Here is a 16,375-nt window from a genome sequence, read left to right as displayed (position 1 = left end):
CAGGATTTTCGGCTGAAATACTCACGATGCATAAAATTTGAAAAGCAATTTTATTTATCGTTCGAATTAGTTCAAATCCTAAGCGCTTTTCTTCAGACCTTTTGACATGTTTTCGTTTTATATGCTAACATATTTCTGTAAAATTCGTTAAATAAAAATTTAACAAACTTAACGGAGGTATTTTGATGGAACTTGTAAAGCGCTTGTCAAACCGTCAATTCATTGATGGTGAATGGGTAGATAGCTCAAATAAAAACACGAGAGATATAATCAATCCTTATAATCAAGAAGTTATTTTCACGGTAGCTGAAGGTACAAAAGAAGATGTAGAACGTGCTATTTTAGCGGCAAGACAATCATTTGAAGATGGTGAGTTGTCCTCAGAAACAAGTGAAGTCAGAGGTCAAAAAGTCAGAGCCATTGCAGATAAAATCAAAGAACATCGTGAAGAATTAGCAAAATTAGAAACATTAGATACAGGTAAAACATTAGAAGAATCTTATGCAGATATGGATGATATTCATAATGTATTTATGTATTTTGCAGGATTAGCTGATAAAGACGGTGGCGAAATAATTAATACACCAATTCCTAATTCAGAAAGTAAAGTCGTTAAAGAACCAGTCGGTGTGGTGACACAAATTACACCTTGGAACTATCCTTTATTACAAGCGTCTTGGAAAATCGCACCAGCATTAGCAACTGGATGTTCATTGGTTATGAAGCCTAGTGAAATTACACCACTAACAACGATTCGAGTATTCGAATTGATGGAAGAAGTAGGTTTCCCTAAAGGTACAATTAACTTAGTTTTAGGTGCCGGTTCAGAAATTGGTGATGTTATGTCAGGTCACGAAGAAGTGGATCTTGTTTCATTTACAGGTGGTATCAAGACAGGTAAACATATCATGAAACAAGCAGCAGATCATGTGACTAACGTAGCTTTAGAGCTTGGTGGTAAGAATCCAAACATCATTTTTGATGACGCAGATTTTGAATTAGCAGTTGACCAAGCATTGAATGGTGGTTACTTCCACGCTGGACAAGTATGCTCAGCAGGTTCAAGAATATTAGTGCATAACGATATTAAAGAAGACTTTGAAAAGGCACTTATCAACCGTGTTAGCAAAATTAAACTAGGTAATGGATTTGATGATGATACAGAAATGGGTCCAGTCATTTCACAAGAACATAGAGATAAAATTGAGAAATATATGGAAGTTGCCAAAGAAGAAGGCGCTACAATAGCTATTGGCGGTAAACGTCCTGAAAGAGAAGATTTACAAGCCGGTTTATTCTTCGAACCAACTGTTATTTCGAATTGTGATACATCAATGCGTATTGTACAAGAAGAGGTATTTGGACCAGTTGTTACAGTAGAAGGATTTTCTGATGAAGCAGAAGCTATTCGCTTAGCTAACGATTCTATTTATGGATTAGCAGGTGCGGTATTTAGTAAAGATATCGGAAAAGCACAACGTGTTGCTAACAAATTAAAACTAGGTACTGTTTGGATTAATGATTTCCATCCATATTTCGCACAAGCACCATGGGGTGGATATAAACAATCAGGTATCGGTAGAGAACTTGGTAAAGAAGGATTAGAAGAGTATTTAACTTCAAAACACATCTTAACAAATACTAATCCAGAACCAGTTAACTTTTTCAGTAAATAAAACATAGTAATGAAACAGAGGTTCGAGTGACGCAAGCGACATGAGTTACTCAACCTCTTACATATTTCAGTATGATTCAAGATAACAATGAAAGAGATGCATACAAATAAAAATTGATTTCGGAGGTTATACGTGATGAGTAGAAAACATGATTCATACGATTACATCATTATTGGTGGCGGTAGCGCAGGATCAGTATTAGGTGCAAGACTAAGTGAAGATAAAGATAAAAATGTATTAGTATTAGAGGCAGGACGTAGTGACTATTTCTGGGATTTATTTATTCAAATGCCAGCTGCGTTAATGTTCCCATCTGGTAATCCATTATATGATTGGATTTATCAAACAGAAGAAGAACCACATATGGGACGTAAAGTAGACCACGCAAGAGGTAAAGTATTAGGTGGTTCAAGTTCAATTAACGGTATGATTTATCAAAGAGGTAACCCAATGGACTATGAAGGTTGGGCAGAACCTGAAGGTATGGAAACTTGGGACTTTGCACATTGTTTACCATACTTTAAAAAATTAGAAACAACTTATGGTTCAGCGCCATATGATAAATATAGAGGACATGATGGCCCAATCAAACTAAAACGTGGTCCAGCAACCAATCCATTATTCAAATCTTTCTTTGATGCAGGTGTTGAAGCAGGATATCATAAAACCCCTGACGTGAATGGTTTCCGTCAAGAAGGTTTCGGTCCATTCGATAGTCAAGTACACCATGGACGCCGTATGTCAGCATCAAGAGCTTATTTAAGACCAGCTATGAAACGTAAAAATTTAGATGTAGAAACAAGAGCATTTGTAACTAAAATTAATTTCGATGGTAGAAGAGCAACGGGTGTTACTTACAAGAAAAATGGTAAAGAAAGAACAATTAATGCCAAAGAAGTTATTTTATCAGGTGGTGCTTTCAATACACCACAATTATTACAACTTTCTGGTATTGGTGATTCAGAATTCTTGAAATCTAAAGGTATCGAACCTCGTGTTCATTTACCTGGTGTTGGTGAAAACTTTGAAGACCACTTAGAAGTGTATATTCAACATGAATGTAAAGAACCTGTGTCATTACAACCTAGTTTAGATGTTAAACGCATGCCATTTATCGGTTTACAATGGATTTTCGCACGTAAAGGTGCTGCAGCTTCTAACCACTTCGAGGGTGGCGGTTTCGTACGTTCAAATAATGAAGTAGATTATCCTAACTTAATGTTCCACTTCTTACCAATTGCAGTACGTTACGATGGTCAAAAAGCACCTGTCGCACATGGTTACCAAGTTCACGTTGGACCAATGTATTCAAATTCACGCGGTAGCTTAAAAATTAAATCTAAAGATCCATTTGAAAAACCAAGTATCGTCTTTAACTATTTATCAACCAAAGAAGATGAGCGTGAATGGGTAGAAGCTATTCGAGTTGCAAGAAACATTTTATCTCAAAAAGCAATGGACCCATTTAATGCTGGAGAAATTTCACCAGGACCATCTGTTCAAACAGATGAAGAAATTTTAGATTGGGTACGTAAAGACGGTGAAACAGCGTTACATCCATCATGCAGTGCGAAAATGGGACCTGCATCAGATCCAATGGCAGTTGTAGACCCACTTACAATGAAAGTTCATGGTATGGAAAATTTACGTGTTGTTGATGCCTCAGCAATGCCTAGAACAACAAACGGAAATATTCATGCACCAGTTCTAATGTTAGCAGAAAAAGCTGCTGATATTATTCGTGGTAGAAAGCCATTAGAACCTCAATATGTTGATTATTATAAACATGGTGTTCATGATGAAATGGCTGGCGCTAAAGAAAACGATCCATTTTATAAACATTAAATCTTTTCAATTAATCACTTCGGTATGACATATTCATATCGAAGTGATTTTTTATATTTTCATAACGATGTCTTTAACAATGTAAAGTGTGACACAACAATAAATGGGAATAACGTATTATAATATAGATAAAAGGAGAGGATTTTATGAGTAATACTTTAGTTGAACGTCTACGTGAAAAAGAAGATAGAATGATTGAGATTAGAAGATATCTTCACCAACATCCTGAATTGTCATTTAAAGAAGTAGAAACACCTAAATACATCGCTAACTTTTACAAAGATAAAGATTGTAAAGTAGAAACGAATGTAGGACAAAATGGTGTAAAAGTAACGATTGATAGTGGTAAACCTGGTAAAACACTTGCAATTCGTGCTGATTTTGATGCGTTGCCAATTAAAGAAGAAACTGGGTTGCCATTCGCCTCTGAGAATGAAGGTGTTATGCATGCGTGTGGACACGATGCACATACTGCTTATATGTTAATTTTGGCTGAAACACTTATCGAAATGAAAGACCAATTTAAAGGTAAAGTTATTGTTATTCATCAGCCAGCTGAAGAAATGCCTCCAGGTGGTGCGCAAGGTATGATTAAAGACGGTGTCTTAGAAGGTGTTGATCATGTACTAGGCGCACACGTCATGAGTACGATGGAAGCTGGTAAAGTCTTTTATAAAGAAGGATTTGTTCAAACAGGACGTGCGTATTTCAAACTTACTGTTCATGGTAAAGGTGGTCATGGGTCATCACCCCACATGGCAAACGATGCGATCGTTGCGGGGGCTAACTTTGTGACAACAGCACAAACTGTAGTGTCTAGACGCTTAAGTCCATTTGAAACAGGTGTTGTAACTATTGGTTCATTTGACGGTAAAGGTCAATTTAATGTTATTAAAGATAGTATTGAAATTGAAGGTGACGTGCGCGCATTAACAGATGATACTAGAGATACAATTGAAAAAGAATTAACGCGTCTCGTAGAAGGATTAGAAAGTACATTCGGTGTGACATGTGATTTTGAATTTAATAAAGACTATCCTGCATTATACAATAACCCAGAATTTACATCTTACGTTGCTGACACAATTAAAAATGCAGGAGACAATGATATTAAAGGTGTTGAAGAATGTGAACCACAACCACCGTCTGAAGACTTTGCGTTTTATGCAGTAGAATTACCAAGTACATTTATTTACTCAGGTGCTGCACCTGAAGACGGTGAGATTTATCCGCATCATCACCCTAAATTTAATATTAGCGAATCTTCTATGTTAGTTGCAGCTGAAGCAGTGGGTACTGTTGTGCTAGATTACTTGAATTAAAGGAGATTAATACAACTATGAATCAACAACAAGAATTTAAAGGTAATAATAGATTATTAATTGGTATTGTTTTATCGGTGTTAACATTTTGGCTATTTGCGACGTCATTAGTTAACGTGATTCCAACATTGACGCAAGCATTTCATAGTCGTTTAGAGACAATCAGTATAGCCGTCAGTCTAACAGCACTCTTTTGTGGAATGTTTGTTGTAGGTGCTGGCGGTCTTGCTGATACATATGGGCGTGTCAAATTAACGAATATCGGTTTGTGGCTTAATATCATAGGATCATTACTTGTTATTGCTACATCTTTTGTGCCATTACTATTAATAGGAAGAGCAATTCAAGGTTTATCCGCAGCAGCCATTATGCCGGCGACTTTAGCAATAGTGAAAACATACTATCACGGTAAAGATAGACAACGCGCATTGAGTTTTTGGTCCATAGGCTCTTGGGGTGGCTCAGGTTTAGCATCTATATTTGGTGGTGTAATGACTACATTTTTAGGATGGAAATATATATTTATATTTTCTATTATCGCGTCGCTTATTGCGTTGTTGCTTATTAAAGGCACACCAGAAACAACTGCATACCAAGGCAAAGAGAAGAAACGCTTTGATGTTATAGGTGTAGGGTTGCTTGTTTTAATTATGCTCAGTATCAATATTATTATTACGCAAGGGTCAAAGATGGGATGGCTTTCTATATTTATCATATGTTTGATATGTTTTTTTATTACGATGGCTATCATATTTTATTACTTTGAAAGAAAATCATCGTATCCATTAATAGATTTTAATCTTTTTAATAATAGATTATATTCGGTTGCAACATTAGCTAACTTTTTACTAAATACAGTGGCAGGAACACTCATTGTTGCGAATACGTTTGTACAACAAGGTTTAGGATTTTCTGCTTTTAAAGCAGGTATGTTATCAATCACATATTTAGTTGCTGTGCTTTCTATGATAAGAGTTGGCGAAATGTTTTTAAGAAAAGTGGGACCCAGACAACCAATGTTACTTGGTACGTTTTCAACCATGTTAGGCGTGTTATTCATGTCGATGACTATGCTCTCGGTTACAAGTTACATTGTAGTTTGTGTATTAGGTTATTTGTTATTTGGATTGGGATTAGGTTTGTTTGCAACACCATCCACAGATACTGCCATTTCCAATTGTTCAGAATCAGAAGTAGGTGTGGCAGCAGGTATATATAAAATGGCCTCATCTTTAGGTGGTGCATTTGGTATTACTTTAGCCGGTACGATTTATAGTGTAATGGCAAGTACATCTTCTATTGCTACTGGTGCTATGATAAGCTTCTGGTTTAATGCTTTAATGGCATTAAGTTCATTTTTAGTAGTTTGTGTAGCTTTGCCCAAATTATCACGTCGCTCAAAATAATATCAATCATGTAAAACGACTTACATGTGAATTGATATAATTTTGAAAATGAAAAAAAGTTTAATGCTATTTGATTGATAGTGATGTTTTATTGCGCGTTTCGTGATAGTATAGTAGCAATAAGTAAGATGAGGTGATAGCGTGACGTTTTATGAATTTATACAAAGTTTTACGGGGGACCAGACACCTCTAGGCGAACTTGCGGCATGGGTAGATAAGGATATACAATTTCCAAAAGAAGAAAAACTAGCTGATAATATATTATTATATTTTAAGCAAGTGACTAATTTAGACGATGAAATATTAGAAATAGTTAAAAGATCACTCTCATTATACGAACAAGCTGTATAAAGAAAAGTAAAAATGAATTAGGATGAAGGAATAACATGTTATTAAATGATTACTATAAAACATATAAGATGAGTGAATCAGACGATACATTTATGATCGAGAAAAATAATGATGCTCAGTATTATGACATCTTAGAATCGATTAATGAGCTATCAAATGATACATTTTGTGTGCTCAATCATTTATATGTCAATGAAGATAAAGAAACTCAATTTGAAGATAAATTTTTAGGACGTCAAAAGCATTTGCAAGATGTACCAGGATTTAAAGCGTTACGTTTTCTTAGACCTCAAACTAAACATAAACATTATATTATAGTGACTTTATGGCAATCGAGACAAGCCTTTTATGATTGGCAAAAGTCATCAGCATACGCACAAACACATCGCAAACGTGGAACAAAACGTGGCGTTGATAACCTAATTGTCAATCGTGATTTGTCATATAATATTAGAATAGAACTTGAAGATATGGCCAATCAGTTTCTAAATTATGAAGATATATTCTAATATATAAAGAAACGGTACAGAAATTATTTCTGTACCGTTTTTTGATGAATATGAAAGTCATATTAGTTTGGTCGTCTGTCAATAAAGAGTAAAATATATCAATGTGATAATACATTTGATAAAATTGAAATGAATGACATGGAAAGGGAGTAAAAATATGCAAAAAACAGATTTACTTGCACCTGAAAAGTATAATATTACATCAGCAATAGAACAATATGCTACAGATGCAACTAAAAAAGCAATTATTTACAAAGATTCAGAACATGATCATATTGAAGTGACTTATCAAGAATTGATAAAAAATGCGAATAAAGTAGGTAATATTTTCAAAAAGCATGGCTTGAAACATGGAGACAAAGTATTAATTATGATGCCAAGAGCTATAGCTACATATGAATTATATATTGCAGCATTAAAATTAGGGATTGCCATCATTCCAAGTTCTGGAATGTTACGTACCAAAGACTTACAATATCGAGTAAGCCACGGTGAAATTGATGCGGTTATTTCATTTGGGAAATTTATTAAGGAATTTGAAGGGTTAAAAGAATATCAAAACCTTACTAAATTTATTGTTGGTGATACACATCCAGATTGGATTTCAATTGAAGAAGAGAAACCCAATGCAAGTGATGAACTAGAAGTGACTGATACTTCTCGAGAAGATGTTGCGATTTTATCATACACGTCTGGTACTACTGGTAATCCAAAAGCTGTTACTCATACACATGGTTGGGGTTATGCGCATTTACAAATGGCACCTAAACATTGGTTATGTATTAAAGAAGATGATCTTGTTTGGGCGACTGCAGCGCCAGGTTGGCAAAAATGGGTATGGAGTCCATTTTTATCAAGTTTAGGTTCAGGGGCAACAGCGTTTGTATATAACGGTCGTTTTAAACCAGAAACATATTTAGAATTATTACAAGAATATCAAATCAATGTATTATGTTGTACGCCGACAGAATATCGTATGATGGCTAAATTACAAAATTTAGATGATTATCATTTAGAACATCTGCATAGTGCAGTGTCAGCGGGTGAACCATTAAATAGGGAAGTCGTTGAACAATTTAAAAAGTATTTTGATATCACAGTGAGAGACGGCTATGGTCAAACAGAAAGTACATTATTAATTGGTTTCTTAAAAGATACAGCATCTCGTCCAGGTGCGATGGGTAAATCTATTCCAGGTAGTTATACAACTATTATTGATGACGATGGAAATGAAGTGGAACCTAACGTCAAAGGTAATATTGCTGTGCCGTTAGACTTACCAGCGTTATTTAAAGGGTATTTCAAAGAACCAGAACGAACTGCAGCTGCAAGATTAGGCGATTATTATGTGACTGGAGATTTAGCTCATCAAGACGAAGATGGTTATTTCTGGTTTGAAGGTCGTAAAGATGACATCATTATTAGTTCTGGTTATACGATTGGACCATTTGAAGTAGAAGATGCATTGACAAATCATCCTGCTGTTAAAGAATGTGCTGTCGTAGCAAGTCCACATGAATTAAGAGGTAATATTGTTAAAGCATTTATAATTCTTCAAAATGGATACACAGGTGATGACGAGCTAATTAAAGAACTTCAAACCTTTACAAAAAATGAAGTTGCACCATATAAATATCCACGTGCAATAGAATTTGTAGAAGAATTACCAAAAACAAATTCAGGTAAAATTAGACGTGTTGAATTAAGAGATGCAGAAGTAGAAAAATATAACCAAGAACATTAATAAAATATAAAGTGAGAAAACAGGCTGGGACATAAATATATATTTCAAGTTACATTCATATTTAGGCAGTAGTTGACTGAAATGAAAATGCCCTTGTACCAAGCTTTTTCATTTCTAGTCAACCTTGCCGGGGTGGGACATCGAAATAAATTTTAATCAAATATTATTTCTGTCCCACTCCCTTTTTATTAGTATGACACATTGTTTGTAAAAAGATGGCTAAAACAACTATAGATTTTTAGTACAAATATTAGATGAATTGTGACAATAATAAAAACTTTGCGTAATCGTTTTCATATCATACTTGTATTTTTCTTTTTATTATGACATACTCAAAATTAATTAGTATGACATAATAAAAAGAGGTGCTTACTTATGACAAAATTGATTTATGCATTTGATGAAGGACAAAAATCTATGAAAGACTTATTGGGGGGGAAGGGTGCCAATTTATCGGAAATGAAACGATTGGGTTTACCTGTTCCAGACGGTTTTACGATTACGACAGAAGCTTGTATAGATTACTTAAAGCAAGGTGAACGTTTATCAGACGAAGTAAAGTCACAATTACATGACCACTTAACTGCTTTTTCAAATAGAACAGGCAAATCTTTTTCATCTCAGGATCATTTATTACTTGTATCAGTACGAAGTGGTGCGAAAATATCTATGCCAGGTATGATGGATACCATATTAAATTTAGGATTAAATGATGAGAATGTAGAAAAACTTGCCACTAAAACAGATGATGCTCGATTTGCATATGATTGCTATCGACGTTTATTACAAATGTTTGGTGATGTTGTTTATGGCGTACCAATGACTCATTTTGATACATATTTTGAACAATATAAAAAAGCGCATCAATATAACTCTGATGCTGATATTACTGCTGAAGGATTAAAAGAAATTTGTGAACAATATAAAGAGATTTATTTAGAACATGGTCATAAACCCTTCCCTCAAGATCCGCTTCAACAATTAGAAGAATCCATTGAAGCTGTATTTAAGTCTTGGGATAATGATCGTGCTCGTGTCTATAGAGATTTAAATGATATTCCACATGATATTGGTACAGCTGTGAACATTCAGGAAATGGTATTTGGTAATAGTGGTGAACGAAGTGGTACAGGCGTGGCATTTACTAGAAACCCTGTGACAGGAGAGAATCAATTATTTGGAGAATATCTATTAAATGCTCAAGGTGAAGATGTCGTAGCAGGTATTCGTACACCCAAGGATATTGATACATTGAAGGAACAAATGCCAGATGTGCATCAACAATTTGTCAATGTGACGAAACAATTAGAAACGCATTATAAAGATTTACAAGACATTGAATTTACGATTGAAAATGGAAAACTGTATTTATTACAAACGCGTAATGGTAAGCGTACGGCTCGAGCAGCTATTAAAGTGGCTGTTGATTTGGTTAATGAAGGGCTCATTACTAAAGAAGAAGCTGTGACACAAGTTGATGTAAAATCAATCGAGACATTATTACATCCTAATTTTAAAGAAGAAGCATTAAAACAAGCGACGGTTATTTCGAAAATGGGGCTACCTGCAAGTCCAGGTGCAGCGACAGGAAAAGTTGTATTTTCAGCTGAAGAAGCTAAAGTTCAAGCAGAGAATGGTGACAGTGTTATTTTAATGAGACCTGAAACATCTCCGGAAGATATCGAAGGTATGGTGGCGAGTGAAGCTATTGTAACTACACATGGAGGAATGACATCACATGCTGCAGTTGTCGCTAGAGGGATGGGGAAATGTTGTGTGACAGGTTGTTCTGATGTCGAAATTGATACAGTAAACAAAACAGTACATTACCCTAATGGTGATATGTTACATGAAGGAGATATCATTTCTGTCGATGGTAGCGCTGGAGATTTATATCTTGGAGAAATTGAAACAGTTAGCGCTGAACATAGTGATGAGTTCGAACAATTTATGCAATGGTCAGAAGAAATTGCACGATTACAGGTACGAATGAACGCAGAAACACCACAAGATATACAAGCAGGTTATCAATTTAATGCTAAAGGTATTGGCTTAGTGCGTACAGAGCATATGTTTTTCGGTGCGGAACGCCTTGTGGAAATGCGTCGATTTATATTAGCTTCTAATTATGATGAACGTGTAGAAGCATTAAATAAAATCAAGACATATCAAATCGAAGACTTTGAAGCTATATTTAAATTGTCATCTGGGCGACCAACAATTGTCCGCTTATTAGATCCACCATTACATGAGTTCTTACCATCAACGGAAGAAGATATTGCTATGGTTGCAGACCAATTAAATGTTTCTACAGCACATCTAAAACGAAGAATCAATGATTTGAATGAAGTTAACCCAATGTTAGGACATAGAGGATGTCGCCTAGCTATTACTTACCCTGAACTTTATGAAATGCAAGTTGAGGCAATCATGACTAGCGTGTTTAACCTTAAAAAAGAAGGTATTACATCTCAACCAGAAATCATGATTCCACTTGTATCTACAGTTGAAGAATTTACAACATTAAAATCACAATTAGTATCAACGATTCAGGATTTAGAAAATGATATGAAAGATAAAGTACATTATTTGATTGGCACTATGATAGAAACGCCAAGAGCATGTTTGACTGCGGACCAATTGGCACAACAATGTGACTTCTTTAGCTTTGGAACGAACGATTTGACGCAATTAACATATGGGTTCTCAAGAGATGATGCAGGTAAATTTATAAATGTGTATACTGAAAGTAATATATTACAGCTTGACCCTTTCCAAACGTTAGATCATGATGGCGTAGGTCAACTGATAGAGATAGCGGTCACAAATGCTAAGCGCGTTAATTCGTCCATAAAAATAGGTGTTTGTGGAGAATTAGGTGGAGATGCAAAATCAATACGTAGATTTAACCAATTGGACATTGATTATGTTTCATGTTCACCATTCCGTGTACCTGGAGCAATCCTAGCTACAGCTCAGAGTCAAGCTGAAGAAAGTGAGAGATAATGTGAAAGAACAACAAGCACAACAATTAACGATTTACATCGTTTCTGACTCTATAGGGGAAACGGCACAACGGATGATACATGCGACACTGACCCAATTTCCAGATTTAACACAAATAGAAATTAAGAAGTTCCCATATATTAAGGATGAAAATGAATTTCTTAATGTATTAGAATTAGCGCATGAAAAAAACGCGATAGTGGTTACAACACTGGTTAGTGAATCTTTCAATGCACTTGGTCATCAATATGCACAGGAACACCAAATATCATATATAGATTATATGTCGGAATTAATCACGATGATTGAGCAACATACGCAATTTACACCACTGATGGAAAGTGGCGCATTACGAAAAATGAACACAGAATATTTCAAACGTATTGAAGCTATAGAATATTCGGTTAAATATGATGATGGTAAACACTTCACGGATATTGGAGAAGCGGACGCCTTAATTGTTGGCGTATCTCGAACGTCTAAAACACCATTGAGTATGTATTTAGCCAATAAAGGTTATAAAATAGCGAATATACCATTAGTGCCAGAAGTGACGATTCCTGAAAGTGTATTTCAACATAAAGGACTAAAGGTATTCGGTTTAACAGCAAGTCCCAATTATATCGCTAATATTAGAAAAAATCGTGCTGAGGCGTTAGGTATTTCAAAAACGTCAACATACAACAGTTTAGACAGAATTAAAAAAGAATTATCCTATGCCGAAGAAATATTCAATAAATTAAATGCAACCGTGATTAACACAGAATATAAATCTATAGAAGAATCAGCATTTTATATTGAAAAGTTTTTACAACAAAACGATTAAAACATAATCATATTAAATGTTATTTTATAGTGACTTAATGTGACATATATACGATTTCATGTATTTATGGATAAAATATAATCACCTTCTAAATCAATTTCTATTATTATAAAGAATAATAATTTACTTTTATCAATGGTTGATTTAACATAAGAATAGAAGACTAGTTTATGAGATGAAATGTTAGAAAAATTGTATTAAATCCTGATTTAGTCAATAAAATGCAATTTTAGTGGACTGGTGTAAGTATTTATTTTGGAGAGGTGAACAACATGGCAAAGTCTGACAAAAAAGACGTGATTTTAATTGGTGCCGGTGTACTTAGTACAACTTTCGGATCAATGTTAAAAGAAATTGCGCCAGACTGGAATATTCATTTGTATGAACGCTTAGACCGTCCTGGTATTGAAAGTTCTAACGAACGTAACAATGCAGGTACAGGTCATGCTGCACTTTGTGAATTGAACTATACTGTTCAACAACCTGATGGTTCAATTGATATCGAAAAAGCGAAAGAAATCAACGAACAGTTTGAGATTTCTAAACAATTTTGGGGTCATTTAGTTAAATCAGGAAATATTGAAGACCCACGCGCATTTATTAATCCATTACCTCATATTAGTTTTGTAAGAGGTAAAAATAACGTTAAATTCTTAAAAGATCGTTATGAAAAAATGAAAGCTTTCCCAATGTTCGATAATATCGAATACACTGAAGATATCGAAGTAATGAGAAAGTGGATTCCATTAATGATGAAAGGTCGCCAAAATGATGGTGGCTACATGGCAGCAAGTAAAATTGATGAAGGTACAGATGTAAACTACGGTGAATTAACACGTAAGATGGCACAACACCTTCAAGAAACTGATAATGTAGAAGTAAAATACAATCATGAAGTGGTTGATTTTACACGTTTATCAAATGGTAAATGGTCAGTAAAAATTAAAAACCGTAACACAGGTGACGTGTTTGAACAAGAAACGGACTATGTATTTATTGGTGCTGGTGGTGGCGCAATTCCACTATTACAAAAAACAGGTATCCCTGAAAGTAAACATTTAGGTGGATTCCCAATCAGTGGACAATTCATTGCATGTACAAACCCAGAAGTCATCAAACAACACGATGCCAAAGTGTATGGTAAAGAACCACCTGGCAAACCACCAATGACTGTACCTCATTTAGATACACGTTATATTGATGGTGAAAGAACATTATTATTCGGACCATTTGCGAACGTAGGTCCTAAATTCCTTAAGAATGGTTCAAACTTAGATTTATTCAAATCTGTAAAACCATACAATATTACAACTTTACTAGCATCTGCGGTTAAAAACTTACCATTAATTAAATATTCATTTGACCAAGTGATTATGACTAAAGAAGGTTGTATGAATCATTTACGTACATTCTATCCAGAAGCACGTGATGAAGATTGGCAAGTTTATACAGCAGGTAAACGTGTACAAGTTATTAAAGATACAGAAGAACATGGTAAAGGTTACATTCAGTTCGGTACTGAAGTAGTGAATTCACAAGACCACTCAGTGATTGCATTATTAGGTGAATCACCAGGGGCTTCAACTTCAGTATCTGTAGCATTAGAAGTTCTTGAGAAAAACTTCGCTGAATATGCTGACGAATGGAAACCATTAATTAAGAAAATGATTCCATCATATGGAGAATCATTAATTGAAGATGAACAATTAATGAGAAAAATCCGTAAACAAACTTCAAAAGACCTTAAATTAGGTTTCTATGGAGAAAAATAATTAAAATTAACTCAACCAAAGTGTAAATGAACTTTGGTTGAGTTTTTTTGTTTTGTTATAAAGTTTGAACTTTTAATTGATATAATGAATGTAACAGATAAAGAAATGAGGGGTTGTAGTATGTCTAAATTACCTAATGATTTTTTATGGGGTGGCGCATTAGCGGCTAACCAATTTGAAGGTGGCTATGATCAAGGTGGAAAAGTACTAAGTGTGATTGATGTGATGACAGCAGGTGAACATGGGAAAGCACGTGAAATCACTCAAGAAGTAGAAGCAGACAAGTATTATCCTAATCACGAAGGTATTGACTTCTATCATCGTTATAAAGAAGATGTGAAATTATTTAGTGAAATGGGATTAAAATGTCTCCGTACTTCTATTGCTTGGACACGTATTTTCCCTAATGGAGATGAAGAAGAACCTAATGAAGAAGGACTAAAATTTTATGATGACTTATTTGATGAATTATTAAAATATGGTATTCAACCGGTCATTACGTTATCACATTTTGAAATGCCATTACATCTTGCTAGAGAATATGGTGGGTTTAAAAATAGAAAAGTAGCAGATTTCTTTGCGCATTTTGCTGAAACAGTATTTCAACGTTATAAAGATAAAGTGAAATATTGGATGACATTCAATGAAATTAATAACCAGATGGATTTGAATAACCCTATCTTTTTATGGACAAACTCTGGTGTGTTATTATCCGAAGAAGATAATAAAGAAGAGGTTTTATATCAAGTCGCACATAATGAACTCATCGCAAGTGCCAAAGCTGTTAAAATTGGTAAAGACATTAATCCTGAATTTGAAATAGGCGCAATGATTTCACATGTACCTATTTATCCATATAGTTGTAATCCTAAAGATATGATGGAAGCGGAAATTGCAGGTAGAATGCGTTTCTTCTTCCCAGATGTGCAGGTTAGAGGGTATTACCCAGGTTATGCTACGAAAATGTTTGAAAGAGAAAATATTAACATAGGTTGGCTTGAAGGAGACGACCAAATTTTACAAGAAGGTACAGTCGATTACATTGGATTTAGCTATTATATGTCTACAGTAGTTAAACATGATAGTAATAGTAGTGTAGAAGATAACGTAGTGAACGGTGGCTTACCTAATTCAGTTGAAAATCCTTATATTCAAACTAGTGATTGGGGTTGGGCAATTGATCCGGTAGGTTTAAGATTCACATTGAATGTATTATATAATCGTTATCAAATTCCATTGTTTATAGTCGAAAATGGATTTGGTGCAGTTGATGAAATGGATGAAAAAGGAAATATACATGATGACTACGGTATTCAATATTTAAAAGAACATATTGAAGCCGCAATTGATGCAGTCGACCAGGATGGTGTTGACTTAATGGGTTATACACCTTGGGGTATTATAGATATTGTATCTTTCACTACTGGAGAAATGAAAAAACGATATGGTTTAATCCATGTTGATAGAGATAATAGAGGACAAGGTACACTCGAACGCACGAAAAAAGATTCTTTTGAATGGTATAGAAATGTGATTGAATCTAATGGAGAACGGTTATAAGAGTATCAATAATGTATTAATAAAAAGGGAGTATACTATGTCTTATTATTTAGTGAAATTTGTTCATACAGATATGAAAGGCTGGCAACAGCACATACGTGATCATGCTATTTATTTATATCAGCTCGTTGAATCTGGTGACTTATTAGTATCAGGTCCAGTCGAAAATGAGGATAAAAGTAAATTGGAGGCGTATTTAGTACTTAAAGCAAATAATGAAGACCAATTAATGTCTTTACTCAAAGCTGATCCGTTTTGGAAAGAAGGATTAGTGGCAGATTATACGATAGAGCAATGGACACCTATGTTTGGTAAGCCAGAAAATATTGAAATAACTAGTCCTATAGAAGAAGATTAA

Annotated in this window: 12 protein-coding genes; all 12 read left to right on the top strand. The window is 34.6% G+C overall.

Going from position 1 to position 16,375, the window contains the following annotated elements:
• The first annotated feature begins 185 nt into the window (after positions 1 to 185).
• Positions 186 to 1,676 carry a betaine-aldehyde dehydrogenase gene (gene betB / locus ACZ267_RS02310; protein ID WP_047211202.1) on the top strand — a complete coding sequence of 497 codons (1,491 nt, stop codon included), beginning with the start codon at positions 186 to 188 and terminating at the stop codon, positions 1,674 to 1,676.
• A gap of 135 nt (positions 1,677 to 1,811) precedes the next feature.
• Positions 1,812 to 3,521 carry a choline dehydrogenase gene (gene betA / locus ACZ267_RS02305; RefSeq protein ID WP_015364653.1) on the top strand — a complete coding sequence of 570 codons (1,710 nt, stop codon included), beginning with the start codon at positions 1,812 to 1,814 and terminating at the stop codon, positions 3,519 to 3,521.
• Between the two features lie 146 nt (positions 3,522 to 3,667).
• Positions 3,668 to 4,843 carry a M20 family metallopeptidase gene (locus ACZ267_RS02300; RefSeq protein ID WP_002465369.1) on the top strand — a complete coding sequence of 392 codons (1,176 nt, stop codon included), beginning with the start codon at positions 3,668 to 3,670 and terminating at the stop codon, positions 4,841 to 4,843.
• Between the two features lie 17 nt (positions 4,844 to 4,860).
• The gene (locus ACZ267_RS02295; RefSeq protein ID WP_058714605.1) at positions 4,861 to 6,249 is read left to right on the top strand and encodes an MFS transporter; all 1,389 of its coding nucleotides are present in this window, start codon (positions 4,861 to 4,863) and stop codon (positions 6,247 to 6,249) included.
• 141 nt (positions 6,250 to 6,390) lie between these two features.
• The gene (locus ACZ267_RS02290; RefSeq protein ID WP_002465387.1) at positions 6,391 to 6,600 is read left to right on the top strand and encodes a sterile alpha motif-like domain-containing protein; all 210 of its coding nucleotides are present in this window, start codon (positions 6,391 to 6,393) and stop codon (positions 6,598 to 6,600) included.
• A 35-nt stretch (positions 6,601 to 6,635) separates the two neighbouring features.
• A complete protein-coding gene (locus ACZ267_RS02285) occupies positions 6,636 to 7,109 on the top strand; it encodes an antibiotic biosynthesis monooxygenase family protein (RefSeq protein ID WP_047211200.1) in 474 nt (157 codons plus the stop codon).
• Between the two features lie 157 nt (positions 7,110 to 7,266).
• Positions 7,267 to 8,853, top strand: coding sequence for an acyl-CoA synthetase MbcS (gene mbcS, locus ACZ267_RS02280; RefSeq protein ID WP_047211199.1), 1,587 nt, complete (start codon positions 7,267 to 7,269; stop codon positions 8,851 to 8,853).
• A gap of 375 nt (positions 8,854 to 9,228) precedes the next feature.
• Positions 9,229 to 11,859: a pyruvate, phosphate dikinase gene (gene ppdK, locus ACZ267_RS02275; protein ID WP_124747951.1), complete on the top strand. Its 2,631-nt coding sequence runs from the start codon at positions 9,229 to 9,231 to the stop codon at positions 11,857 to 11,859.
• Position 11,860: 1 nt separating this feature from the next.
• On the top strand, positions 11,861 to 12,685 hold the full coding sequence (locus tag ACZ267_RS02270; RefSeq protein WP_047211196.1) for a pyruvate, water dikinase regulatory protein: 825 nt from the start codon (positions 11,861 to 11,863) through the stop codon (positions 12,683 to 12,685).
• A 272-nt stretch (positions 12,686 to 12,957) separates the two neighbouring features.
• Positions 12,958 to 14,457: an L-lactate dehydrogenase (quinone) gene (lqo, locus tag ACZ267_RS02265; protein WP_079448991.1), complete on the top strand. Its 1,500-nt coding sequence runs from the start codon at positions 12,958 to 12,960 to the stop codon at positions 14,455 to 14,457.
• A gap of 120 nt (positions 14,458 to 14,577) precedes the next feature.
• Positions 14,578 to 16,017, top strand: a complete 1,440-nt coding sequence (locus ACZ267_RS02260; RefSeq protein ID WP_058714604.1) for a 6-phospho-beta-glucosidase — start codon at positions 14,578 to 14,580, stop codon at positions 16,015 to 16,017.
• 37 nt (positions 16,018 to 16,054) lie between these two features.
• Positions 16,055 to 16,375: a YciI family protein gene (locus tag ACZ267_RS02255; RefSeq protein WP_047211194.1), complete on the top strand. Its 321-nt coding sequence runs from the start codon at positions 16,055 to 16,057 to the stop codon at positions 16,373 to 16,375.

Source organism: Staphylococcus sp. AC872, from assembly GCF_979255425.1.
This window is presented reverse-complemented; position numbering and strand designations above follow the sequence as displayed.